General features: G+C 71.6%; 22 protein-coding genes. 11 read left to right on the plus strand and 11 right to left on the minus strand.

Features of this window, described 5'->3' with window-relative positions; translation table 11 throughout:
• Nucleotides 1-4: 4 nt before the first annotated feature.
• Entirely contained in the window at nucleotides 5-985 is a 981-nt protein-coding gene (locus KM933_RS04105; protein ID WP_221348396.1) for an NAD(P)H-quinone oxidoreductase, read from the plus strand.
• 98 nt (nucleotides 986-1,083) lie between these two features.
• Here the strand turns inward: KM933_RS04105 and KM933_RS04110 are convergent, their stop codons facing one another.
• Entirely contained in the window at nucleotides 1,084-1,512 is a 429-nt protein-coding gene (locus KM933_RS04110; RefSeq protein ID WP_221348397.1) for a hypothetical protein, read from the minus strand.
• Nucleotides 1,513-1,702: 190 nt separating this feature from the next.
• On the opposite strand from KM933_RS04110, the gene KM933_RS04115 reads away from it, so the two are divergent.
• Nucleotides 1,703-2,245, plus strand: coding sequence for a bacterial proteasome activator family protein (locus KM933_RS04115; RefSeq protein WP_221348398.1), 543 nt, complete (start codon nucleotides 1,703-1,705; stop codon nucleotides 2,243-2,245).
• Between the two features lie 151 nt (nucleotides 2,246-2,396).
• Here KM933_RS04115 and KM933_RS04120 read toward each other — a convergent pair whose 3' ends face one another.
• On the minus strand, nucleotides 2,397-4,043 hold the full coding sequence (locus KM933_RS04120; RefSeq protein ID WP_221348399.1) for a protein kinase domain-containing protein: 1,647 nt from the start codon (nucleotides 4,041-4,043) through the stop codon (nucleotides 2,397-2,399).
• Between the two features lie 365 nt (nucleotides 4,044-4,408).
• Between KM933_RS04120 and KM933_RS04125 the strand changes: the two genes are divergently transcribed.
• Nucleotides 4,409-5,977 (plus strand): protein kinase domain-containing protein, encoded by a 1,569-nt coding sequence (locus tag KM933_RS04125; RefSeq protein WP_221348400.1) that lies wholly within the window; start codon nucleotides 4,409-4,411, stop codon nucleotides 5,975-5,977.
• A gap of 37 nt (nucleotides 5,978-6,014) precedes the next feature.
• On the opposite strand, the gene KM933_RS04130 is transcribed toward KM933_RS04125, so the two are convergent.
• Together KM933_RS04130 and KM933_RS04135 are read right to left on the minus strand one after the other, a co-directional pair.
• Nucleotides 6,015-6,437 carry a pyridoxamine 5'-phosphate oxidase family protein gene (locus tag KM933_RS04130; RefSeq protein ID WP_221348401.1) on the minus strand — a complete coding sequence of 141 codons (423 nt, stop codon included), beginning with the start codon at nucleotides 6,435-6,437 and terminating at the stop codon, nucleotides 6,015-6,017.
• 319 nt (nucleotides 6,438-6,756) lie between these two features.
• A complete protein-coding gene (locus tag KM933_RS04135; protein WP_221348402.1) occupies nucleotides 6,757-7,419 on the minus strand; it encodes a response regulator in 663 nt (220 codons plus the stop codon).
• A gap of 406 nt (nucleotides 7,420-7,825) precedes the next feature.
• Here KM933_RS04135 and pdhA point away from each other — a divergent pair, with 406 nt between their 5' ends.
• Genes pdhA through KM933_RS04150 form a run of 3 tightly spaced genes read left to right on the plus strand, consistent with a single transcriptional unit; the run spans nucleotide 7,826 to nucleotide 11,467 of the window.
• Nucleotides 7,826-8,998, plus strand: a complete 1,173-nt coding sequence (pdhA, locus tag KM933_RS04140) for a pyruvate dehydrogenase (acetyl-transferring) E1 component subunit alpha (RefSeq protein ID WP_221348403.1) — start codon at nucleotides 7,826-7,828, stop codon at nucleotides 8,996-8,998.
• A complete protein-coding gene (locus tag KM933_RS04145) occupies nucleotides 8,995-9,975 on the plus strand; it encodes an alpha-ketoacid dehydrogenase subunit beta (protein WP_221348404.1) in 981 nt (326 codons plus the stop codon). The genes pdhA and KM933_RS04145 overlap by 4 nt, the downstream gene beginning before the upstream one ends.
• A 10-nt stretch (nucleotides 9,976-9,985) precedes the next feature.
• Complete coding sequence (locus tag KM933_RS04150; protein ID WP_221348405.1) at nucleotides 9,986-11,467, plus strand: dihydrolipoamide acetyltransferase family protein; 1,482 nt, start codon at nucleotides 9,986-9,988, stop codon at nucleotides 11,465-11,467.
• A 121-nt stretch (nucleotides 11,468-11,588) separates the two neighbouring features.
• Here the strand turns inward: KM933_RS04150 and KM933_RS04155 are convergent, their stop codons facing one another.
• Nucleotides 11,589-12,485, minus strand: a complete 897-nt coding sequence (locus KM933_RS04155; protein WP_221348406.1) for a D-alanyl-D-alanine carboxypeptidase family protein — start codon at nucleotides 12,483-12,485, stop codon at nucleotides 11,589-11,591.
• A gap of 203 nt (nucleotides 12,486-12,688) precedes the next feature.
• On the opposite strand from KM933_RS04155, the gene KM933_RS04160 reads away from it, so the two are divergent.
• A complete protein-coding gene (locus KM933_RS04160) occupies nucleotides 12,689-13,423 on the plus strand; it encodes a GntR family transcriptional regulator (protein ID WP_260333032.1) in 735 nt (244 codons plus the stop codon).
• Entirely contained in the window at nucleotides 13,420-14,799 is a 1,380-nt protein-coding gene (locus KM933_RS04165; protein ID WP_221348407.1) for an MFS transporter, read from the plus strand. Before KM933_RS04160 ends, KM933_RS04165 begins: the two co-directional genes overlap by 4 nt.
• Nucleotides 14,800-14,964: 165 nt before the next feature.
• Here the strand turns inward: KM933_RS04165 and KM933_RS04170 are convergent, their stop codons facing one another.
• Nucleotides 14,965-16,035: an alpha/beta hydrolase gene (locus KM933_RS04170; RefSeq protein WP_221348408.1), complete on the minus strand. Its 1,071-nt coding sequence runs from the start codon at nucleotides 16,033-16,035 to the stop codon at nucleotides 14,965-14,967.
• Nucleotides 16,036-16,432: 397 nt separating this feature from the next.
• On the opposite strand from KM933_RS04170, the gene KM933_RS04175 reads away from it, so the two are divergent.
• Nucleotides 16,433-18,331 (plus strand): protein kinase domain-containing protein, encoded by a 1,899-nt coding sequence (locus tag KM933_RS04175; protein ID WP_221348409.1) that lies wholly within the window; start codon nucleotides 16,433-16,435, stop codon nucleotides 18,329-18,331.
• A 154-nt stretch (nucleotides 18,332-18,485) separates the two neighbouring features.
• Here KM933_RS04175 and KM933_RS04180 read toward each other — a convergent pair whose 3' ends face one another.
• On the minus strand, nucleotides 18,486-19,310 hold the full coding sequence (locus tag KM933_RS04180) for a maleylpyruvate isomerase family mycothiol-dependent enzyme (RefSeq protein ID WP_221348410.1): 825 nt from the start codon (nucleotides 19,308-19,310) through the stop codon (nucleotides 18,486-18,488).
• Between the two features lie 154 nt (nucleotides 19,311-19,464).
• Here KM933_RS04180 and KM933_RS04185 point away from each other — a divergent pair, with 154 nt between their 5' ends.
• Nucleotides 19,465-20,301: a carbon-nitrogen family hydrolase gene (locus tag KM933_RS04185; RefSeq protein ID WP_221348411.1), complete on the plus strand. Its 837-nt coding sequence runs from the start codon at nucleotides 19,465-19,467 to the stop codon at nucleotides 20,299-20,301.
• A gap of 93 nt (nucleotides 20,302-20,394) precedes the next feature.
• On the opposite strand, the gene KM933_RS04190 is transcribed toward KM933_RS04185, so the two are convergent.
• Nucleotides 20,395-20,889, minus strand: coding sequence for an LURP-one-related/scramblase family protein (locus KM933_RS04190; protein ID WP_221348412.1), 495 nt, complete (start codon nucleotides 20,887-20,889; stop codon nucleotides 20,395-20,397).
• Nucleotides 20,886-21,875, minus strand: a complete 990-nt coding sequence (locus tag KM933_RS04195) for a helix-turn-helix domain-containing protein (RefSeq protein WP_221348413.1) — start codon at nucleotides 21,873-21,875, stop codon at nucleotides 20,886-20,888. Before KM933_RS04195 ends, KM933_RS04190 begins: the two co-directional genes overlap by 4 nt.
• Nucleotides 21,876-22,094: 219 nt before the next feature.
• Here KM933_RS04195 and KM933_RS38970 point away from each other — a divergent pair, with 219 nt between their 5' ends.
• Complete coding sequence (locus tag KM933_RS38970) at nucleotides 22,095-22,484, plus strand: cupin domain-containing protein (protein WP_308013264.1); 390 nt, start codon at nucleotides 22,095-22,097, stop codon at nucleotides 22,482-22,484.
• 133 nt (nucleotides 22,485-22,617) lie between these two features.
• Here KM933_RS38970 and KM933_RS04205 read toward each other — a convergent pair whose 3' ends face one another.
• On the minus strand, nucleotides 22,618-22,866 hold the full coding sequence (locus KM933_RS04205) for a DUF6458 family protein (RefSeq protein WP_221348415.1): 249 nt from the start codon (nucleotides 22,864-22,866) through the stop codon (nucleotides 22,618-22,620).
• Between the two features lie 210 nt (nucleotides 22,867-23,076).
• Nucleotides 23,077-24,375: a M18 family aminopeptidase gene (locus KM933_RS04210; protein WP_221348416.1), complete on the minus strand. Its 1,299-nt coding sequence runs from the start codon at nucleotides 24,373-24,375 to the stop codon at nucleotides 23,077-23,079.
• Nucleotides 24,376-24,398 lie beyond the last annotated feature (23 nt).

Raw genomic sequence — 24,398 nt, forward strand, 5'->3', positions numbered from 1 at the left:
CCGCATGCGAGCGATCACGATTCCTGAACCTGGTGGGCCCGAGGCGCTGGTGTGGGACGAGGTCCCGGACCCGGAGCCCGGTGAGGGCGAGGTACTGGTCGAGGTGGCGGCGAGCGCGGTGAACCGTGCCGACCTGCTGCAACGGCAGGGCCTCTACGACCCGCCGCCCGGCGCGTCCCCCTGTCCCGGGCTCGAATGCTCGGGCCGGATCGCCGCGCTCGGCCCCGGTACCTCGGGGTGGAGCGTCGGGGACGAGGTGTGCGCGCTGCTCTCGGGCGGCGGCTACGCCGAAAAGGTGGTCGTCCCGGCCGGGCAGCTGCTGCCCGTGCCCGAGGGCGTCGCCCTCGACAAGGCGGCCGCCCTGCCGGAGGTGACCTGCACGGTCTGGTCCAACGTCTTCATGATCGCCCACCTCCGGCCCGGCGAGACACTGCTGGTGCACGGCGGGTCGAGTGGGATCGGCACCATGGCGATCCAGCTGGCCAAGGCCGTCGGCGCGAAGGTCGCCGTCACCGCGGGCAGCCGGGCGAAGCTGGACTTCTGCGCGGAACTCGGTGCTGACGTGCTCGTCGACTACCGCGAGCAGGACTTCGTCGAGGAGGTCGGGGCCGCCACCGACGGGGCGGGCGCCGACGTCATCCTCGACAACATGGGTGCCAAGTACCTCGACCGCAACATCCGGGCCCTCGCCGTCAACGGACGCCTGGCGATCATCGGCATGCAGGGCGGTATGAAGGGCGAGCTGAACATCGGAGCGCTCCTGGGCAAGCGGGGGACCGTCACGGCGACCTCGCTGCGGGCCCGGCCGGCCGGGGAGAAGGCGTCCATCGTCGCGGCCGTACGGGAGCACGTCTGGCCGCTGGTGGCGGCAGGCCGGGTGCGGCCGGTGGTGGACCGGGAGCTGCCGATGAGCGAGGCGGCGACCGCGCACCGGGTGCTGGAGGAGAGCAGCCACATCGGGAAGGTGCTGCTGACGCTGCCCTAGGCGCCCCGTCCCCGTGCCGTCCCCCCAGCCCCGGTGTATTTGCGGGACAGCCCGGGTGCCCCCGCGGGTCAGCCCCGGTGTATCCGCGTATCCGCGGATCAGCTCCGGCGTGCCCGCAGGGCGAAGAACGCGAGGCCGAGGCCCAGGCCGATGAGGACCAGGCCGGTGCCGAGCGGGAGCACCCTCAGGACGGGCTCCGACGCGCGTACGGGACGGTCGGCGGTCTCGTGCGCGTCGACGGGGCGGGCGGGCGGCTCGGCCGGCCGCTCGGGCACCGCGGAGGTCTCCGGAACGACGGGAGCCTCCCGGTCCCGGTTCGCTGAGCCGTCCGGATGAGCCGGCGGTCCGGTCCGGTCCGTCGGCGGTGCCGACCGCCCCGGGCGCTCACGCCCCTCTCCCGCCCGGCTGCCGGCCCGCGACTCGGCGGGGACCGGCTCGTACGCGGCGGCGTACGACGGGTGTGCGGGGCCTGCCAGGACGAGCAGCAGCAGGCCGGTCACGCGGAGGGTGCGAAGCCATGGAGTCACGCCGGTGACCCCCTCCCGGTACGGAAGGACCAAGATCGACGGCAACAGCATCACACGGGGAGCCCGCCCCGGCATCCCGGTCCCCGCCGGCGCCCTCCGTCCGACGCGAGCGGTGGATCCGTACACGGTGGATCACGTTCGGGAGGGGGCACCACGGTGGTGACGTGTGTGCGTGCGAGAGAATGGCGGCATGGAGATGCCGAGGAACGAAAGCTCGCCGGAGAACCCCCAGATCCTGGTCGTGGGCCAGGACGGGATGGCTCTGGGCGGCGGTGGGGACGAGGACTCCCGTGAGGTCCCGGTGACGGAGATGGTGGAACAGCCCGCCAAGGTCATGCGTATCGGGAGCATGATCAAGCAGCTGCTCGAGGAGGTGCGTGCGGCCCCCCTGGACGAGGCGAGCCGGGTACGGCTCAAGGAGATTCACGCCAGTTCGGTGAAGGAGCTGGAGGACGGGCTCGCCCCCAACCTGGTGGAGGAACTGGAACGGCTCTCCCTGCCGTTCACGGACGAGGGCATCCCTTCCGACGCGGAGCTGCGGATCGCGCAGGCTCAGCTGGTCGGCTGGCTGGAGGGCCTCTTCCACGGGATCCAGACCACCCTGTTCGCCCAGCAGATGGCCGCCAGGGCCCAGCTGGAGCAGATGCGCCGAGCGTTGCCGCCGGGCATGGGCGGCGAGGACGAGGTGGACCCGCGGGCGGCGGGCGGCCGCACGGGCGGCCCGTACCTGTAGGCCCTCGTACCGGTAGGTCCCGGAGGCGCGCACCGAGTGCACAGCGCGCACGGGTGACTTGAACACGTGGACGACTTCGAGAGACGAGCAGCGAGGGGGTCCGGCGGGGATGCCGGGCCCCCTCGTCCGTGCGGACGCCAGCGGGAGCGGGTCAGGCGGGGTTGCCCGTCGACACGTAGAGCTGGATCCTGGGCATGTCCTTGGGGTCGACGTCCGAGCCCGACTCGGGGATCTGGGTCATGACCGTGCCCTCGCCGTAGGCGTTCTCGTCCACCGGCTTGGACTCGTACAGCCAGCCCGCCGCCTGGAAGCACGCCTTCACGGAGTCGATGTTCTTGAACTTGAACTCCGGGACCTTGATCTTGTCCGCGTCGTTGTACGACTCGTCGGGCTCCGTGCACTCGGTCTTGTCGATCTTCTTCGTGGTGTCGGGACCCTTGTGCCCGGCCACCTTCTCCGAAGCCGACGCACGGGCGCTCTCGGCGTCGTACGGCTCCTTCTTGTCGTCGTCCCCGCCCAGCGTCAGGGCGGCGATCAGCCCGCCGACGGCGACGAGCGCGACGACGATCGAGCCCACGACCACCGGCATGCTGCTCTTGCGCCCGCCCCCGCCGGAACCGGAGTTCTGCGGGGACTGCGGGGACATCGTGTACGGCGGGGTCGGCAGGCCCTGCTGCGGGGAGTACGCCGCGCCCTGGGCCGGCGCCGGGTAGCCGCCCTGCTGCGGGTAGCCGTACGACGGGGCGGGCGTGTGCGCGGGCGGCGGTGTCGGCGGGCCGTAGGCGCCGGGCCGGTACGGCGTCTGCACGGTGCCCTGGGGCGGCTGGGCCGACTGGTCGACGGGCGGGAACACCGCGGAGCTGACACCGGCTCCGCTCGGCGTCTGCGCACCGGGCACGATGCTCGGAGGCGCGGCCTGGAAGGACTGGGCCACGCGCAGGCACTCGTCGCGCATCGACTCGGCGCTCACGAAGCGTTCGTTCGGGTTCTTCTTCAGCGCGCGGGCGATCAGCGCGTCCACCGCGGGCGGCAGCGAGCGGTTGACCGAGGAGGGCGCGACGGGCGTCTCCTGGACGTGCGCGTACGCGATGGCCAGCGGTGAGTCCGCCTCGAACGGCAGCCGTCCGGTGACCAGCTGGAACAGCATGATGCCGACGGAGTACAGGTCGGAACGGGCGTCGACACCGCGGCCGAGGGCCTGCTCCGGGGAGAGGTACTGGGGGGTGCCGACGACCATGCCGGTCTGGGTCATCGAGGTCACACCGGACTGCATGGCGCGGGCGATGCCGAAGTCCATGACCTTCACCACACCGCGCTTCGTCATCATGACGTTGCCCGGCTTGATGTCGCGGTGCACCAGGCCCATCTCGTGGCTGATCTCCAGCGCGGCCAGCACATCCGCGGTGATCTTCAGGGCCTTGTCCGCGGGCATGGCGCCGTGCTGCGCGATGTCCTGGTCGAGGACCGAGCCGAGCGGGCGGCCCTCGACGTACTCCATGACGATGTACGGGGTCGTCACCCCGTCCAGGTCGTCCTCGCCGGTGTCGAAGACCGAGACGATGTTCGTGTGCGTGAGTTTGGCCACCGACTGGGCCTCGCGCCGGAAGCGCTCGCGGAATGCCTGCTCCCGCCCGAGGTCGGTGTGCAGTGTCTTGATCGCGACCTGCCGGTCGAGCACGGAGTCGTATGCGAGATGCACCGAAGCCATGCCGCCCTCGCCGAGCAGGTCGCGCAGCTGGTAGCGCCCGCCCGCGACCGAGCGCCCTGCATAGCGGTCATGTGCGCCGTCCTGGCTCATCTTCCTGCGTCCCCCATCGGCCGTGCGCCGTCACGCGGGCGAAAGCTGCCGGTGTGGCCCCCGCGGCCGGTGATCTCTATGGTTATTCCCGGCCAAGTCTGCCCCAGGGCACCGACACGTCAAGCTCGGTGCCCGTTCCGTGACCGTACGCGAAGGAACGGTCGCGGAAGCGTTACAGGTGTCCTACCGCCGGTACACAGCATGTGCACCCGTATGTGCACCCGCGGCCCGTCCGCGGGTCCGGCGACCGGGTCCATCCCGGACCGACGCCTCGCGCGGAGGCTGTAGCGTGGCCCGACGGAGACCGTAACAACCACCGCGCGTACTACGTCGACCGGTGCGGACAGAAACGACGGCGAGGACCGATGGCACAGCAGCAGCGCGCTCAGGGCCCGTCCGACCCCGAGGCGACTGGCGGCGGTATGTCAGATGCGCCGGAGTTGTGGGGTAACGGCGGGCTGGTCGGGGACGGCCGGTACCGGCTGACCCACAGGCTCGGCCGGGGCGGAATGGCCGAGGTGTTCGCGGCGGAGGACGTCCGCCTGGGACGGACCGTCGCGGTCAAGCTGCTCCGCGCCGACCTGGCGGAGGACCCCACCTCGAAGGCGCGCTTCACGCGCGAGGCGCAGTCGGTCGCCGGCCTCAACCACCATGCGGTGGTGGCGGTCTACGACTCGGGCGAGGACGTGTTCGCCCACCAGACCGTGCCGTACATCGTGATGGAGCTCGTCGAGGGCCGCACGATCCGCGACCTCCTCATCAACGCCGAGGCACCGGGGCCCGAGCAGGCGCTCATCATCGTCTCCGGGGTGCTGGAGGCGCTCGCCTACTCGCACCAGCACGGCATCGTGCACCGGGACATCAAGCCCGCGAACGTGATCATCACCAACACCGGCGCGGTGAAGGTGATGGACTTCGGCATCGCGCGCGCCCTGCACGGCGCCCAGTCGACGATGACGCAGACCGGCATGGTCATGGGCACGCCCCAGTACCTGTCGCCGGAGCAGGCGCTCGGCAAGGCGGTCGACCACCGGAGCGACCTGTACGCGACGGGCTGTCTGCTCTACGAACTGCTCGCGCTGCGGCCCCCGTTCACCGGTGAGACCCCGCTGTCGGTGGTCTACCAGCACGTCCAGGACATCCCGGTGCCCCCCTCCGAGGTCTCGGACGGGGTGCCGCCGGAGCTCGACGGCCTGGTCATGCGCTCGCTCGCGAAGGAGCCGGACGACCGGTTCCAGACCGCGGAGGAGATGCGCGGAACCGTCCAGTACGCACTGCAGATGCTGTACGAGGAGGGCGGCCACACCGGCACCTGGAACACCGGCCCGGTCACCGCGTACGAGGGCAGCACCTCGGTGATGGGCATGGCGGGCGCGGCCGGGCTGCCGCACTCCGGCGACATGGGAACCGCTCCGATCCCGGCACCGCTGCTGCCCCAGGGCCGCGGCGGAGGCGACGACGGGGGTTTCGAGGGCAACGGCAACCGGGGCAGCGGCCGCGGCAAGCTGTGGATCCTCGCGGTCCTCGCGGTGATCGCGATCGCGGCGGGGGTGGCGCTGGCGATGAACGGCGGTGGCGGCGAGGGCGGCGGGCAGGACTCCACGACGTCGCCGAGCGCCTCGGAGAGCGAGAAGAAGAGCACTCCGAGCAAGGACACGTCGAAGGAACCGACGGACGAGCAGACGAACGAGGACTCGACCACGGGCGGCTCCTCGGACTACCAGCCGTCCTACCGGCCGTCGCCGACCTACTCGCCCACCCCCACACGGGTCGAGCCCTCGGCACAGCCCACGACCGAGGAGCCCACCGCGTCCGAGACGCCGGACGACGACCCGACCCCGACGAACGAGGACCCGCCCCCGGTGGAGTCGCCGGCTGCCGACGGCGGCACGAACGGGGAGCCCGGCGGCGAGAGCGGCGGCGGCGGAACCTGATCCCGGCGGGGCCGGGGAGGGCCACGGACCGGGCGCGTCAGGTGACGCGCCCGGTCCGGCGTTCCCCGCCGATGCCCATGGAGTGCACCGTGGCCAGGTGCGGGGTGATGCCGAGGTAGACGGGCTCGAACGGACCGCCGTCCACGCGCAGGGGGACGGGGCCGAAGCGTTCGAGCTGCGCGGCGGTCGGCTCGACCGGCTCGCACACCCCGACAACCTGCACGGACCACCGCTCCGCACCCGCCGGGGCGCAGGACAGGTTGTCCGCGCCGTAGGCGACGACACTGCCCGCGCACACCCGGTGGTGACCGTGTCCCCCGTGCATCCGCAGCAGGACGCGGCCGTCCGTCACGATGTGCCGGGCGGGCGCCAGGAAGGGCAGGGCGCGCACGCTGGCCGCCACCCGGCCGTACGCGACGTGGCCGAGCAGGCCGGCGGCGGTGTGCTGGTCGGTCGGCATGCCCCCAATGTGCGGTACGCGGATGATCCCGCAGAAGGGACGCGGGGCCTTTCACACCGGGCCGAAGGTCCCGCCCGCCCGCGCCGGCCCGGTCCCGCCCGTCCGCGCCGGCCCGGTCCCGCCCGCCCGCGCCGGCCCGGTCCCGCCCGCCCGCACCGGCCCGACTCCGGTCACCCGCACCGGCCCGGTTCCGGTCACCCGTGCCGGCCCGACTCCGGTCACCCGTGCCAGGGCTCTCCTTCAGCCGCCCGTGCCGGGCATCCCCCAGCCGCCCGTGCCGGGCACCCCGTGCCGCCCCGGCGCTACGAAGGGCGGCAGCTCACCGTTGTTTTCCCGCCTGCAGCCGGGCCACGTAGGCCGCCGCCTGTGCGCGGCGCTCCATGCCGAGCTTGGCCAGCAGGCTGGAGACGTAGTTCTTGATCGTCTTCTCGGCCAGGTGCAGCCGTTCGCCGATCACGCGGTTGGTGAGCCCCTCGCCGATCAGGTCCAGGATCCTGCGTTCCTGGTCGGTGAGGTTCGCGAGCCTGGAGTCGCCCTTGGGGCCGCCCCCGTCGCGCAGCCGCTCCAGGACACGGGCGGTCGCCTCCGGATCGAGCAGCGACTTGCCCGCCGCGACGTCACGGATCGCCGAGAGCAGTTCGTCACCGCGGATCGCCTTCAGCGCGTAGCCCGAGGCACCCGCCATGATCGCGTCGAAGAGGGCCTCGTCGTCGGCGTACGAGGTGAGCATGAGGCACTTGACCGACTCGTCCCGGGAGCGGATCTCCCGGCAGACCTCGACCCCGCTGCCGTCCGGCAGCCGTACGTCCAGGACGGCGACGTCGGGGCGCGTGGCCGGAATGCGTGCCATCGCGTCGGCCGCCGTACCGGCCTCGCCGACCACCTCGATGTCGTCCTCCATCGACAGCAGCTCGTGCACCCCCCGGCGGACCACCTCATGGTCGTCGAGAAGAAATACAGTGATTTTTCCTTCTTCGTGCACGGAGCAAGTCTCACACACGATCTTTCCGCTCGCCCTGGATGAACTCTTCCCGTCGCCGGGGTGGCCGGGATAACGTGCCGGTGTTCCGGCCCCCTGCGAGGCTGTGACCAGTGCTGCGACCGGCAACCGCTCCCGACCTTCGCGAAGTACTCGGAAGTCCAAGTGAAATTACTTGGAAACCCGAGTAAAAATGCAGGTCAGGAGGGGTTTCACAGAAATGTGGCGCACTGGGTAACGTGCTTGTTGCAGGGTGCTCGCCGGGGCACCTGTCACGCCTGTTCCCTGCCGAGGGCACCCACCCCGTGCACGGGTACGGAGAGCGGGCGAGCCGCTCCCCGGTCCTCGAAAGGACTGGGGAACCCCAGTTCCCGGCAACCCCGGGGGCCGGACCGACGGAGGAGCACACGTGACCGTGGAGAGCACTGCCGCGCGTAAGCCGCGACGCAGCGCCGGTGTCAAGCGCACCGCTGCGAAGAAGCCGCCGGGCGCCCGGCCCGACCTCGTACAGTTGCTGACCCCGGAGGGGAAGCGCGTCAAGAATGGCGAATTCGACGCGTACGTAGCCGACATCACCCCGGAAGAGCTGCGCGGGCTGTACCGCGACATGGTGCTCACCCGGCGCTTCGACGCCGAGGCCACCTCCCTGCAGCGCCAGGGCGAGCTGGGCCTGTGGGCCTCGCTGCTCGGCCAGGAGGCCGCCCAGATCGGCTCCGGACGGGCCACCCGCGAGGACGACTACGTCTTCCCGACCTACCGCGAGCACGGCGTGGCCTGGTGCCGCGGAGTCGACCCGACCAACCTGCTCGGCATGTTCCGCGGCGTGAACAACGGCGGCTGGGACCCGAACGGCAACAACTTCCACCTGTACACGATCGTCATCGGCTCGCAGACGCTGCACGCCACCGGCTATGCCATGGGCGTCGCCAAGGACGGCGCCGACTCGGCCGTGATCGCGTACTTCGGGGACGGCGCCTCCAGCCAGGGCGACGTTGCCGAATCATTCACCTTCTCCGCGGTCTACAACGCGCCCGTCGTGTTCTTCTGCCAGAACAACCAGTGGGCGATCTCCGAGCCCACCGAGCGCCAGAGCCGCGTCCCGCTCTACCAGCGCGCACAGGGGTACGGCTTCCCGGGCGTCCGCGTGGACGGCAACGACGTCCTCGCCTGCCTCGCCGTCACGAAGTGGGCGCTGGAGCGGGCCCGCCGGGGCGAGGGGCCGACCCTCGTCGAGGCGTACACGTACCGCATGGGCGCCCACACCACCTCCGACGACCCGACCAAGTACCGGGCCGACGAGGAGCGCGAGGCGTGGGAGGCGAAGGACCCGATCCTGCGCCTGCGCACGTACCTGGAGGACTCAAACCACGCGGACGAGGGATTCTTCGCGGAACTCGACGCCGAGAGCGAGGCGTTGGGCAGACGAGTGCGCGAAGCCGTCCGTGCCATGCCGGACCCGGACCGATTCGCCATCTTCGAGAACGTGTACGCGGACGGGCACGCGCTCGTCGACGAGGAGCGGGCCCAGTTCGCCGCCTACCAGGCGTCGTTCGCCGATGAAGGGGAGGGCAAGCAGCGATGACAGCGGAAAAGATGGCGCTGGCCAAGGCGATCAACGAATCGTTGCGCACGGCCCTCGACGCGGACCCCAAGGTCCTGATCATGGGCGAGGACGTCGGCAAGCTCGGCGGTGTGTTCCGGGTGACCGACGGCCTGCAGAAGGACTTCGGCGAGGACCGGGTCATCGACACCCCGCTCGCCGAGTCGGGCATCGTCGGCACGGCGATCGGCCTCGCGCTGCGCGGCTACCGCCCGGTCGTGGAGATCCAGTTCGACGGGTTCGTCTTCCCGGCGTACGACCAGATCGTCACGCAGCTCGCGAAGATGCACGCGCGGGCGCTCGGCAAGATCAAGCTCCCCGTCGTCATCCGCATCCCGTACGGCGGCGGCATCGGCGCGGTCGAGCACCACTCCGAGTCCCCCGAAGCGCTCTTCGCGCACGTGGCGGGCCTGAAGGTGGTCTCCCCGTCGAACGCGGGCGACGCCTACTGGATGATGCAGCAGGCCATCCACAGCGACGACCCGGTGATCTTCTTCGAGCCGAAGCGGCGCTACTGGGACAAGTCCGAGGTGAACCGCGAGGCGATCCCCGGGCCGCTGCACAGGGCACGCGTGGTGCGCGAAGGCACCGATCTGACGCTGGCCGCCTACGGACCGATGGTGAAGGTCTGCCAGGAGGCCGCGGCGGCCGCCCAGGAGGAGGGCAAGTCCCTGGAGGTGCTGGACCTGCGGTCGATGTCCCCGATCGACTTCGATTCGATCCAGACCTCGGTCGAGAGGACCCGCCGCCTGGTCGTGGTGCACGAGGCGCCGGTGTTCCTCGGGACGGGCGCGGAGATCGCGGCCCGGATCACCGAGCGGTGCTTCTACCACCTGGAGGCGCCGGTCCTGCGGGTCGGCGGCTACCACGCGCCGTATCCGCCGGCCCGCCTGGAGGACGAGTACCTGCCGGGCCTGGACCGGGTGCTCGACGCCGTCGACCGCTCGCTGGCGTACTGAGGAGAGGGTCGTGACGACGATGACAGAAACGGCCTCGGGGCTGCGCGAGTTCAGGATGCCCGACGTGGGCGAGGGCCTGACCGAGGCGGAGATCCTCAAGTGGTACGTCCAGCCCGGTGACACGGTCACCGACGGGCAGGTGGTCTGCGAGGTCGAGACCGCGAAGGCCGCCGTCGAGCTGCCGATCCCCTACGACGGGGTGGTGCACGAGCTGCGCTTCCCCGAGGGGACGACGGTGGACGTGGGCCAGGTGATCATCGCGGTGGACGTGTCGGGCGGAGCGGCCCCGACCGCACCGGCCGTGGCACAGGCCCCGGCCGTACCGGCCGTGACGGCACCCCCGGCGGAGCCCGAGCCGGAGGGCCGCAAGCCGGTCCTCGTCGGGTACGGGGTCGCGGTGTCCTCCACGAAGCGCCGTCCCCGCAGGGGCGTTCCGGTCCGGCAGGCGGAGGCGGCCGCGGCGGTGCGGGGCGAGCTGAACGGCCACGCGGCACCGGCGGCCCGTCCGCTGGCCAAGCCGCCGGTGCGCAAGCTGGCCAAGGACCTCGGGGTCGACCTCGCGTCGGTCACGCCCTCCGGCCCGGACGGGATCATCACCCGCGAGGACGTGCACGCGGCGGTGGCCCCGGCCCCGGCGGCGGAGCCCTCCGGCACCGAGGCACCCCCGGTGGCCCCGGCACCGGCCCCCGTCGGTGCTCCGGCCCCGGCCGGCACCACGGCTGCGGCCCCGCTCGCCCCGTCCCCGTCTCTTTCGCCGTCTCCGTCTCTTTCTCCGTCCTCGTCCGACGGCGTGCGGGAGATCCGGGTGCCGGTCAAGGGCGTCCGCAAGGCGACCGCGGCCGCGATGGTGGGGTCGGCGTTCACCGCGCCGCACGTCACAGAGTTCGTCACGGTCGACGTGACACGCACGATGAAGCTGGTCGAGGAGCTCAAGCAGGACAAGGACATGCAGGGGCTGCGGGTCAATCCGCTGCTGCTGATCTCCAAGGCCCTGCTGGTCGCCGTCAAGCGCCACCCCGAGATCAACGCCTCCTGGGACGAGGCGAACCAGGAGATCGTCCGAAAGCACTACGTGAACCTGGGCATCGCGGCGGCCACCCCCCGCGGCCTGATCGTCCCGAACATCAAGGACGCCCACGCCAAGACGCTGCCGCAGCTCGCCGAGGCGCTCGGGGAGCTGGTGGGCACCGCCCGCGAGGGGCGGACCTCACCGGCGGCCATGCAGGGGGGCACGGTGACGATCACCAATGTCGGGGTGTTCGGCGTCGACACCGGTACACCGATCCTCAACCCCGGTGAGTCGGCGATCCTCGCCGTCGGGTCGATCAAGCTCCAGCCGTGGGTGCACAAGGGGAAGGTCAAGCCCCGTCAGGTGACGACGCTGGCGCTGTCCTTCGACCACCGGCTGGTGGACGGCGAGCTGGGGTCCAAGGTCCTCGCCGATGTGGCGGCGGTCCTGGAGCGCCCCAAGCGATTGATCACCTGGGGATAGGCGCCGGCCCCCGCCGGCCGGCGAGGGCTGATCGCACGGTGCCCCGCACCCCTCGAAGGGGTGCGGGGCACCGCGCGACCTGTCCGCCCAGCTGCTCCTGCGCCACTTCTCCGCTTACTTGTTACTTGGCGAAGCCGTAGTTCATGAGCTTCTTCGCGTCCGACTCGCGCGCCGCGATGGACGTCGAGGCGAGCACGGTCCCGATGACCGTCTTCCCGTTGCGGGTCGCCGCGAAGACCAGGCAGTACTTGGCCTCCGGACCGGAACCGGTCTTCACACCGATCGAACCGCTGTAGCTGCTGAGCAGTCCGTTCGTGTTGGTCCACGGCGCCATCGTGCGGGTGCCGCCGGTCTTCGTGATCGTCTTGGCCGTGTACTTCTTCGTCTTCACGATCGCACGGAAGTTGGCACTCTTCATCGCGCTGCTGGTGATCTTCGTCAGATCGCGCGGTGTGGAGTAGTTGGAACCGTTGCCGATGCCGTCGAACGAGTCGAACTTCGTGTTGGTGAGGCCGAGGTCCTTGGCCTGCTTGTTCATCTTGCCGATGAACGACTTCACCCGGGCGGCCCGCGTCGAGCCGGAACCGAACTTGTCGGCGAGGGCGTACGCGGCGTCGCAGCCGGACGGCAGCATCAGGCCGTACAGGAGCTGGCGGACGGTGACCTTGTCGCCGACGATCAGACGGGCCGACGAGGCGGTGTTGGCGACGATGTAGTCGCTGTACGCCTTCTGAATGGTGACCTTGGTGTCAAGGTTGAGGTTCGGCTGTGACAGCACCACCTTCGCAGTCATGATCTTCGTCGTGGAGCCGGTGGAACGCCGGGTGTCCGCGGCCTTGGTGTAGAGGGACTTACCCGTGCCGTTGTTCATCACGAAGCCGCCCTTGGCGGCGATCGTGGGCACGGTGAGTGCTTGCGCGGGCGCCGTACCGAGGGCGCCGGTCGCGAGCACGGCTCCGGTGGTGAAGACCACAGCGGCAGCTCTGCGAACCTGTTGACCCTTTATGGCGGTTATCAAGTCGATTACCCCGATTACGTTGAAAGCACCCAAGTGGTGCCAAATGCCCCAGGAGAGCTGCCACTTGCCAGTGGCGCCTTCCCTTCAGACATGTAACTAGCACAAAAGGATGCGCGGGTTCGGAACCGGACCGCCTCTTTTTACCTCATCCATATCTTGGACCACGCATGACCATGCGTACGTGTTGTATCTATGCTGTGCGCATGTCTTCAGCCCCGCCCCCTGCCGTGCCCGTGCCCGAACAGCAGACCGACCAGCAGACCGACTTGCGGAACGAGCGGCGGGACGAGCAGCGGGTCGTGAAGCGGCCTCCCGCCGCGGAGCGCGTCTACGCGCACGTCAAGCGGGCCGTACTGGAGCGCCGTTACGAGGGCGGGACGCTGCTCACCGAGGGCGAGCTGGCCGAGGCCGTCGGCGTCTCGCGGACACCGGTGCGCGAAGCGCTGCTCAAGCTGGAGGTCGAGGGCCTGATCCGGCTCTACCCGAAGAAGGGCGCCCTCGTGCTGCCCGTCTCCGCGCAGGAGATCGCGGACGTGGTGGAGACCCGCCAGCTCGTCGAGGAGCACGCCGTCCGCAAGGCGGTGCCGGCCCCGCCCGCGCTGATCGCGCGCCTCACCGAACTCCTGGCGGAGCAGGAGGAGCAGGCCGCCGCCGGTGACCTGGCCGGGGCCGCCGTCACCGACCGCTGCTTCCACGCGGAGATCGTCCGCAGCGGCGGCAACGAGATCCTCTCCCGCCTCTACGACCAGCTGCGCGACCGGCAGCTGAGGATGGGTGTCGCCGTGATGCACGCCCACCCCGACCGGATCACCAAGACGCTCTCCGAGCACCAGGAGATCCTCGACGCACTGCGCTCCGGCGACGCCGAGGCGGCGGTCGCGCTGGTCCACCGGCACGTCAGCTGGTTCTCCAACCTGGCACGGGGGGACGTCCGATGAGCTCGACCCCGCCGTCCCCGTCCCCCTCTTCGCCGTCCTCGCCGTCCTCACCGTCCTCGGCGTCCTCGTCGGCCCTCCCCGGTGACCCGCCGGGCGGCCGTCGCGCCGTCACGGTCTGGTCCGTCGGCGTCTCCGTCTACTTCGTCGCGGTCATCTTCCGCACGTCGCTGGGGGTGGCCGGCCTCGACGCCGCCGACCGCTTCCACGTCAACGCCTCCGCGCTGTCGACCTTCTCGATCCTCCAGCTCCTCGTCTACGCGGGCATGCAGATACCCGTCGGCCTGATGGTCGACCGGCTCGGCACCAAGAGGGTGCTGACCCTCGGCGTCGTGCTGTTCACGGCCGGACAGCTGGGCTTCGCCTTCTCGCCGACGTACGGAACGGCGCTGGCCTCGCGGGCGCTGCTCGGGTGCGGTGACGCGATGACCTTCATCAGCGTGCTGCGCCTCGGCACACGGTGGTTCCCCGCCCGCCGCGGACCGCTCGTCGCGCAGCTCGCCGGGCTGGTGGGCATGGCCGGCAACCTCGTCTCGACGCTCGTGCTGGCCCGGCTGCTGCACGGCGTCGGCTGGACGGCCGCGTTCGCGGGCAGCTCGGCCGCCGGTGTCGTCGTCCTCGTCCTGATGCTGCTCTTCCTCAAGGACCACCCCGAGGGGCACGGCCCGGAGCCGTCCCCGCACCGGGGAGGGGCGTACGTACGCCGTCAGATCGCGGCGTCCTGGCGGGAGCCCGGGACGCGGCTCGGACTGTGGGTGCACTTCACGACCCAGTTCCCGGCGATGGTGTTCCTGCTGCTGTGGGGGCTGCCGTTCCTCGTCGAGGCCCAGGGCCTGTCCCGGGCGACGGCCGGTGAACTCCTCACGCTGGTCGTGCTCTCCAACATGACCATCGGGCTGGTGTACGGGCAGATCGTCGCCCGGCACCACGCGGCGCGGCTGCCGCTGGCCCTCGGCACGGTCCTGTCGACGGCCGTCGTGTGGGCCGCCACGCTCGCGTACCCCGGCGATCACGCGCCGATGTGGCTGCTGGTCGTGGAGTGCGCGGTGCTCGGCGCGTGCGGGCCCGCGTCGATGATCGGCTTCGACTTCGCGCGTCCCGCGAACCCGCCCGAGCGGCAGGGGACCGCCTCCGGCATCACCAACATGGGCGGGTTCGTCGCCTCCATGACGACACTGCTCGCGGTCGGGGTGCTGCTGGACGCCACCGGCGGGAGCTACACCGTCGCGTTCTCCGCGGTGTTCGTGCTGCAGGCGCTCGGGATCAGTCAGATCCTCCGGCTGCGGAAGCCGGCGGTCCGGCGGGAGCGGGAGCGGTTGGCGGCGAGCCGGGTGGAGACGGCGCACGTGCCCGCGCGGGCGACCGGCACGGCCCTCTGACCACCTGCGACCGGCCGACGTCGCCGGGCCGGCCCGGCGACGTCGGCCGGTCAGCCGTGGTGACCGGCGTTCGTCGGCCGGTCGCGGGTGATCGGCGCCCGTCGGGCGGCTGTGGTGGGTGGTGCCCGCCGGGACCGGACGGCGGCGGCCGGCGCCCGCGGGTGGTCAGAGGGCCGTGCCGGGGCGGAGGGTTCGGTGGAGCCAGCGCAGGCGGGTCTCGCGTGCGTCGCGGCTCAGGGCCGCCCGCGGGGCGAAGGTGTCGAAGCCGTGGAACGCGCCCGGCCAGACATGCAGTTCGGCCCGGCCCCCGCTGCGCCAGAGCGCGTCGGCGTAGGCGACGCCCTCGTCCCTGAACATCTCGGCCGACCCCACGTCCACATAGGCGGGCGGAAGGCCGGACAGGTCCGTGGCGCGGGCGGGAGCGGCGTAGGGCGGCACTTCGGCGGTGCCGTACAGCTCGCCCAGCAGCGCCTGCCACATGGTCGCGCCGGAGATCCGGTCCCCGGTGCCGACACCGTCCAGCTGGTGGCTGGAGAAGGTGGTGCCGCGGTCGTCGAGCATGGGACTCAGGAGGAGCTGCCCGGCCGGGACGGGACCGCCCCGGTCGCGGAGGAGCAGGGCGAGCGCCGCGGCGAGCCCGCCCCCGGCGCTCTTGCCGCCCACGACGATCCGCTCCGCGTCGATGCCCAGCGTGCGCGCGTTCCCGGCGGTCCACACCAGCCCGGAGCGGCAGTCCTCCACCTGCGCGGGATACCGCGCCCGCGGCGCCAGCCGGTACTCGACGGAGACGACGGCCAGCCCCAGCGGAAGGGCCCAGTCGGCCAGCAGCCGCGGAAGCACGGACCACGCGTTGCCCATGACCATGCCTCCGCCGTGCATGTAGTACAGCAGCGGGAGCGGTCCGGTGAGCCCGGCCGGCCGGGCGCTCACCAGCATGACGTCCGGCCCGTCGTCCCCGCCCGGTACCCGTAGTTCCTCGACGTCGAAGGCGCCGCCGGCCCGCAGGTCGGAGAGCGTCGGTCGGGGACGGACGGCGGCGTCGCGCTCCTGCGCGGCCGCGAGGTTGCCGGCGGTCAGCGGCACCCTCGTCCCCGCAGCCCCCGCAGCCCCCGCAGCCCCGGCCCTCCGGGCCGCCAGCGCGGCGCCCAGTTCGGGGTCGAACGGCGGTACCGGCACGGGTACGGGCACGATGCCGGTGCCTGCTCCGGCCTCCGGTGACGAGCCATCGATACGCATGACACTCCTGAACAACCCAGAGGAAAGCCGCCATGCCTTCATAAGGTGCTTTGTGGACAAATTCGGAAGGCAATCGGGACGGCGCCGCGGACGATATATTCTCCGTGCTCAGGGTGAATGAAGAAACGCGGGAAACGGACGAACCGCAGATGACCGTCTGTGCTTTTCCGCATACTTTTCATGCCGCGCATGCCGTACACACCGCACATACCCCGCATGCTGGGCCACAGTGGCGGCATGTCGGGTACGGAGCCGGCCCGTCGCCTCCGGTGCCACCGGAACCGGCGCCCTGCCGCGGAGGGTCCTGGACGTGAGCCCCGTCGCTACGGCTCCCCGTGTCTCGACTGCCTGGAGGGCGTGTCAGGTGTATCCGCTGCACAGTTCCGACCCGACGACCATGGGCCGTTACCGCTTGCTCGGCCGGCTCGGTTCCGGGGGCATGGGGAGCGTCTACCTCGGCCGGACCCCCGGGGGGCGGCCCGCCGCGGTCAAAGTGATCAACGCCCATCTCCAGTACGACCCGGCGGCGCTGGGCCGCTTCCGCCGGGAGGTGGAGACGCTGGGGACCATCCGCAACGCGTTCACGGCGGCGCTCATCGACGCCGAGGTGACCAACCCGCCGTTCTGGATGGCGACCGAGTACGTGCCCGGCCCGACCCTGGCCGGGGCGGTCGAGGCATCGGGTCCGTTCCCGGCCGACCTGGCCCGCGCGGTGCTGGCCGCGCTGGCCGAAGGACTGGCCGACGTCCATGTGCACAACGTGCTGCACCGCGACATCAAGCCGCAGAACGTCATCCTCTCGGCCACCGGGCCCCAGCTCATCGACTTCGGCATAGCCCGTGGCGAGGAGATGTCGCACCTCACGCAGGTCGGCACCGCCATCGGCACCCCTGGATTCATCGCGCCCGAGACCCTCACCCGGAGCGAGGCCGGGCCCGCGTCAGACGTGTTCGCGCTCGGCGTCACCATGGCCTACTGCCTCACGGGCCGTCCGCCGTACGGGCAGGGCTCGCCGGCCACCCTCTCCTACCGCACCGTGCACGAGGAGATGGACCTCGGCGGGGTCCCCGCGGAGATGGCCCGGCTGATCGCCGCCTGTGCGCACCGGGATCCGGCACGGCGTCCGGAGCCGCACCGCATCGTGGAACTCTGCGACAGCGAGACCGACATCGTGCGGCACCCCGCCTACCAGCGGATCATCGCCATGGCGTCCTCCGCGGACACGGCGGCGACCCCTGCTCCCGCAGCGTCCACACCCCCGCCCACGCCCACGCCCACGGTTGCGGACTCCGCCCCGCCGGTCGATCCGGCCGCCGCGACCGCCGTGCAGACGCGGTTCATGCCGTCCGCGCCCCCGCCCCGGCCTCCGTCGCGGAACGATCCGGCCGCCGCGTCCGCGCACGGCACAGGGCCGGCCCGGTTCCGCCGCAAGCCGTTCGTCGTCGTCGGCGCGGTGGTCGCCGTCGCCGTCGCGGCAGCCACGGTGGTCGCCCTGGAGGGCTCCGGCTCGGACGCCGAGGCCAAGGACCCGCGAGCGTCCGTGAGCCGCGACGCCTCCCGGGGAAGCACGGCGGACGACGGGAACCGGCGGAAGGGCGGGAAGCCGGCCGCGGCCCTGCCGCAGTCGCTGGAGGTGAAGCCCCGGCGGGTCCTGGAGACCGGTGAATTCGTGCAGGCCGCACACGTGAAGCTGGTCATGCAGGAGGACGGGAACCTCGTCTCCTACGACGAGAACGACCGGCCCCGCTGGGCGACCAGGACGTCCGGCGCGAATTACCGGGCGATCTTCCAGGAGGACGGGAACCTGGTCGTCCACAATGCCGAGGACAAGCCGGTGTGGGCCAGTAATACGGGGTCTGCCGAGGGTGGTGTTCTCGAACTGCGTGCCGACGGCGACGTGGTCATCACCCGCAACGGCCAGGACGTCTTCCGGACCAGCACGGACCCCGAGGCCCCGCAGTCGCTGAAGGTCGAGCCCCGGCGGGTCCTGGAGGCCGGTGAATTCGTGCAGGCCGCGCATGTGAAGCTGGTCATGCGGGAGGACGGGAACCTCGTCTCCTACGACGAGAACAACCGAATCCGCTGGGAATCCAGGACATCGGGCGCGAATTACCGGGCGATCTTCCAGGAGGACGGCAATCTGGTCGTCCACAATGCCGAGGACAAGCCGGTGTGGGCCAGTAATACGGGGTCCGCCGAGGGTGGTGTTCTCGAACTGCGTGCCGACGGCGACGTGGCCATCACCCGCAACGGCCAGGACGTCTTCCGGACCAGCACGGCCGACCGATCCCGCTGACGGCACCGACCACGACCGTCCCCCTGTGTGCCTGTGTTCCGTTGTCCCGTCCACCGCCGTACGGCAGGTCAGGGCATTGCCGGCAGGGCGTGCACGCCCTGCCGGGATCCCGCCGCGAGCAGCACCCGGCACGGGTCCGACAGGCCGGGAGGCATCACGGCGTGACGGCGAAGTTCCTGAGGATCGCCGCCGTCAGGTCCGGGTCGCCCTCCGTCTTCAGGCGGTCCGCCACCGCTTCCGGGGTCACCCGGCCGCAGGCCAGGCGGAAGTAGGTCTCCCAGTCGAGGGCGAGGGTCGCGGCCGGGCCGAGGGACGGGGTGCCGTCTATCGAACCGACGCCGTCGGCGTCCACGCGGACCGTGCGCAGGAAATCGACGGGCCCGTGGACGTCGAAGACGACCGCGGAGTTCGCCGGGGCGCCCGCGTCCTTGGCGACGACCTTGGGGAGTCTGCTGAGCAGCACGTCACGGGTGATGTACGCACCCGGCGAGTCGAGGTTGCCCGGCTGGCCGAGGGCGGTGCGCAGGTCCTGCTCGTGCACCCACAGGTCGAACGCCCGGATGCGCATGGACTGCTCAAGGGTGACCTCGGTGCCCAGCGGGCCGCGCACCAGCGTGTCGGGCTGCCGCGACTCGTTGCGCAGCTGACGGTTGCGGCGGATGACCGTGTACTCCAGCTCGGAGGTCATCTCCGGAGCGGTGTGGTGACGGCGGACGTCGACCTGCATCTCCATGTACCGCTGGTGCTCGTTCGTCACGTGGTACAGGTCACGCGGGAGGGTGTGGATCGGGCGGGGGTCGCCCAGCGCCTCGCAGTCGAGCCCGATCACATGGGAGACGATGTCGCGCACCGACCAGCCGGGGCACGGGGTCCGCCGGTTCCATTCATTCTCCACCAGCGGCGACACCAGCTCGGATATCGCATCGATGGAGTGCGTCCAGGCGTCGGCGTAGGACTGAAGGCTGGGATGCAGACTCACGAAACGGGACCCCTCGGGCGGTTGGGCGCGGGCAGTGCACAGGCAGCGGGTGTCTTGGGACGCTAAGTTACGCTGCTGTGAGGCACCCCGGCAGTGCTTTGGTGTGACGATCGTAGGCCCGTATCAAAGGCTCGAATGCCAGGACGGTGGTAGTGTGCGCGCCTCTCTCCTCCAGATCGCCGTGGACGAAGCCGAACCGGTCGACGTCCGCAGACAGCGGGTTGCCTCGCTGGTACGGCAGCAAACCGACTCCGACCTGGTCATTCTGCCGGAACTGTGGACGACCGGAGCCTTCGCCTTCGAGTCGTTCGACACGGGGGCCGAGCCGCTCGAAGGGCCCACGTACGAGGTGATGGCCAAGGCGGCGAGCGACGCGGGCGTGTGGCTGCACGCCGGCTCGATCCCCGAGCGGGTCGCCCCCGACGGCGCGGCGGACGGGGGCGCGGCGGGCGGAAGCGCGGGGGCGCTGTTCAACACCTCCCTCGTCTTCTCGCCCTCCGGCGAGCTCGCCGCCTCGTACCGCAAGATCCACCGCTTCGGCTTCGACAAGGGCGAGGCCGTGCTGATGGGCGCCGGCTCCGAACTCGTCACCGTCCGGCTGCCGGAGACCACGCTCGGTCTGACCACGTGCTACGACCTCCGCTTCCCCGAGCTCTTCCGCGGCCTCGTCGACGCCGGGGCCGAGACGCTCGTCGTCTGTGCGGGCTGGCCCGAACGTCGGCGCTCGCACTGGACGCTGCTCGCGCGGGCGCGGGCCGTCGAGGACCAGTCGTTCGTGCTCGCCTGCGGAACGGCCGGGACGCACGCGGGGGTTCCGCAGGCGGGGCACTCGATCGTGGTCGATCCGTGGGGGGAGGTCCTCGCGGAGGCGGGGGCCGGGGAGGAGGTCCTCACGGTGGAGTTCGATCCCGGGAGGGTGGGGGCCACCCGGGAGCAGTTCCCCGCGCTGAAGGACCGGGTGCTGGGTGTCGGGGTGCCGGGCCGGGGATGAGTCCGGGGACGAGTCCGGGGTTCCGTCCCCGCGCCCCGTACCCCGCGCCCCTGGGACCTCGTCCTCCCCCGCGCCCCGTTCCGGGGCCGGTCGTCAGTCCGACTCGCGCTCCTTCTCCGCCAGGTGGACGACGCACACCGCCACCGCGATCATCAGCGCCGGATCCGCGTCCTCCCGTACGACCTCGACGCCGTACGTCTCCCGTACGCGCAGCCAGCGGCGCGAGATGTGGGCCAGCAGGTCCCCGTCGTGCTCGACGGCGAACTCCCGGTCGAGGATCCTGCCGCTGACGTCGAGCTCGGGCCCGTCGGCGAGGGAGACGCGGTAGTGGTTGCGGAGCAGTGACAGCCGCTTGCGACGGACGGTCGCCAGGGGCTCGCCGTCCCGCTCGACGACCATCGTGTCCCGCAGGGCGAGCATCTTCTTGTGGATGTCGATCAGCACGCGCCCCTGCCGGTCCTTCAGCTCGAAGGTGTCCCGCAGCCGCATCGCCTTGCCGTCGACGAGGAAGGCCTTGCGGCCCTGCTCGTCCTCGATCCAGTAGTCGTCGCCGATACCCAGGAGCCGGTCGCGCACGAGGAATTTCATGTCTTTGGTGCTTCCCCGGCGGCGGGCCCGAAACGCCGCCGGTAGGCCGACGGGCTGAGACCCGTCTCCTGCCGCAGCCGCGCGCGCAGGTTGGCGGCGGTGCCGAGACCGCTGCGCCGTGCCACGGTGTCGAGCCGTTCCTCGCCGCGTTCGATGAGCCGGCAGGCCAGCGCCACGCGTTCGGCCGTCAGCCAGGCCAGCGGGGTCGTACCGAGCTGGGCGCGGAAGCGGCGGTGCAGCGTGGCCGGGCTGACCGCCGCCCGCGCCGCGAGGTCCGCGACCGTCAGGGGCTCGCCGACGCGCTCCCCGGCCCAGGCGAGCAGCGGCGCCAGCGACTCGTCCGGTACGTCGGGCACCGGCCGTTCGACGAACTGCCGCTGCCCGCCGTCGCGATGGGCGGCGAAGACGAGCCGCCGGGACACGGCGTTCGCGACCTCGGCGCCGTGGTCGCGCCGCACGATGTGCAGTCCGAGGTCGAGGGCGGCCGCGCTGCCCGCCGCGGTCAGCACGTCCCCCTCGTCCACGAAGAGGACGTCCGGCTCCAGGAGGACGTCCGGGTGGAGCTCCCTGAACAGGCCGGCCCAGCGCCAGTGCGTGGTGGCCCGGCGCCCTTCCAGGATTCCCGCCTCGGCGAGCGCGAAGCTGCCGGTGCACAGGCTGACGACACGGGCGCCCCGCGCGTGCGTGCGCCGGACCGCGTCGAGCACGGCCGCACCGCGCGGTACGACGTTGTCGGGGCGGCCCGGTACGACGAGGGTGTCCGCGCCGTCGACCGCGTCCAGCCCGGGCACCCCGCTCAGCGTGAAGAAGCCGTGGTTCATCCGGATACCGGGAGTGGGCGTGCACAGCGTCAGCTCGTACAGCGGCGCCGGGAGGCCGAGCTCGGGACGGGGCAGCCCGAACAGCTCGGTGGCCACGCCGACCTCGAAGGGGTTGGTGCCCTCGTCGACGATCACGGCCACGCGGTGCGAGGATCCATGCGTCATGTGCGATTTCTAGCACTCGTCCGGCGGATCCGTCACGGCCACGATGAGTCCATGACCAACGAACCCGCGGTCCGCGAAGCCGCAAGCGACAAAGCCGCACGTCATGAAGCCGCAGCCGATGCACCCACCGCCGACGCACCCGCCGCCGACGAAGCCGCAGTCGACGAAGCCGCAGTCGACGGGCCTGCCGTGTCCGGGCCTGCCGTGTCCGGACCCGCCGTGTCCGGACCCGTCGCGCTCTCCGCCGCCCTCGCGTCCTTCACCGAGCTGTGGAGTCCTCGTATCGTCGCGTCGGTCAACGACTACGACGTGCGCCTCGCCAAGGTGGCGGGCGAGCACGTGTGGCACACGCACGACCACACCGACGAGTTCTTCCTGGTCGTGCGGGGGGAGCTGCTCATCGAACTGCGCGAGCCGGCCGGCGAGCGCACGGTCACCCTTCCCGAGGGCTCGCTCTACACGGTGCCGCGCGGCGTCGAGCACAGGCCGTCCGCCCCGTCGGGCGCCGCGATCCTGCTCTTCGAGCCCACCGGCACGCTGACCGTCGGCGACCGGCACGAAGAGGTCCCCGGCCACGTGGACGTCACGACGGGGCACCCGCTCGGGTGACCGCGTGGCCCTCGGCGGGGAGCGGCCCGGGTGTGCCGGCCCGCCCCGTCGGGGGTGGGCCGGGCCGGCTCCCGCTGCGCGCGGAGGACGGTGGCGGAGGACGGTGGCGGCGTACCCCCGAGGCGTACGCCGGTCAGGCGCCGTACCCGTCGCTGTAGCCGCCGGGGTTGTGGCGGCGGTCGTCGACCACCCGCGTGGCCGGCGGCGGCACCATGACCCTGCGCCGCTTGGCGATGCTGCTGAACGTCGCCACGCCGATCAGTCCGACGATCATGAAGATGATGCCGACCAGGTCGAGGTTGACCCCCTGCATGTCCCAGTCGGTCGCGAATGTGAGGATCGCCCCTACGGCGATCAGAATGATGCACCCGCCCAGGCCCATGGGTGTCGCCTCCTGTTGCGCACGGTGTGGTGCCGGGCCCGGGGACCGTGCGGTTCCCGGGTGCCGTGCGGGTACCCGGACCCGGCGCCTCCATGCGCCCGGCGCCTCCGTGCGGGGGGCACGCGCAGGAGTGGACGGCACATCAGGCAGGCTGCGGCGGGGGCGGCTTGCCGGGCACGGCCCGCCGGCCGGGTCCCTCCGCGGGGCCAACTACCCTTCCAGGAAGGACACCAGGGAGTTCGCCAGCAGGAACGGGTCGTCCGCGGCGCACAGTTCGCGGGCGCTGTGCATCGACAGGATGGCCACGCCGATGTCGACCGTCCTGATGCCGTGGCGGGCCGCGGTGATGGGGCCGATGGTCGTGCCGCAGGGCATGGAGTTGTTGGAGACGAAGGTCTGGAAGGGGACGTCGGCCTTCTCGCAGGCCGCGGTGAAGAGCGCGCGGCCCGAGCCGTCGGTGGCGTAGCGGTTGTTGACGTTCACCTTGAGGATCGGTCCCCGGCCCGCGCGCGGGTGGTGCGTCGGGTCGTGCCGCTCCGCGTAGTTGGGGTGCACGGCGTGACCCGTGTCGGAGGAGAGGCAGACCGTGCCGGCGAGGGCGCGCGCCCGGTCCTCGTAGGACCCTCCCCGCGCGTGGACCGAACGTTCCAGCACGTTGCCGAGCAGCGGTCCGTCCGCTCCCGTGTCGGACTGCGAACCGTTCTCCTCGTGGTCGAACGCCGCCAGGACCGGGATGTACGGCAGCGGGTCCCCGGCGGTCGCCACGGCCGCCAGCGCCGCCGTTCCGGCGTGCACGGACAGCAGGTTGTCCATCCGGGGGCCCGCGACCAGCTCCCCGTCGCGGCCCAGGTAGGCGGGGGGTTCGACGGAGTGGACCATCAGGTCCCAGCCGGTGGTCTCCCCCTCGGGGATCCCGGCCTCCTGCTCCAGGAAGCGGATCAGGTCGCCGTCGCGCACGTCGTCGCCCAGGCCCCAGACGGGCTGCAGATGGCGCTGCTTGTCGAGCTTGAGGCCCTCGGAGATGACGGAACGGTCCAGGTGGACGGCGAGCTGCGGCACCCGCAGCAGCGGGCGGTCGACGGTGACGAGCCGTGTCGAGCCGTCCCGCAGCGACAGGCGTCCGGCCAGGCCGAGGTCCCGGTCCAGCCAGGAGTTGAGCAGCGGACCGCCGTAGATCTCGACGGCGACCTGTCTGAAGCCGTGGGCGCCGCTGTCCGGGCGGGGCTTCACCCGCAGGTTGGGGGAGTCGGTGTGCGCCCCGACGATGCGGAAGGCGGTGTGCGGCTCGGCGCCCTCCGGTACGTACCAGGCCACGATCGCGCCTCCGCGCAGCACGTACTTCCCGCCGGTGGTCCCGTCCCACGCGTCGGTCTCCGCGACCTGACGGAAACCGGCCTTCTCCAGCCGCTCGGCGGCGTTCGCCACCGCGTGGTACGGGGACGGGCTCGCCGCCAGGAAGGACATGAGGTCGTCGGTGTGTCCGCGGTCGAAGCGGGGCGGTGTGCGCATGGGTTCACCTTAACGACGTACCA

It is taken from the genome of Streptomyces beigongshangae, assembly GCF_019710745.1.
Classification (GTDB): domain Bacteria; phylum Actinomycetota; class Actinomycetes; order Streptomycetales; family Streptomycetaceae; genus Streptomyces; species Streptomyces beigongshangae.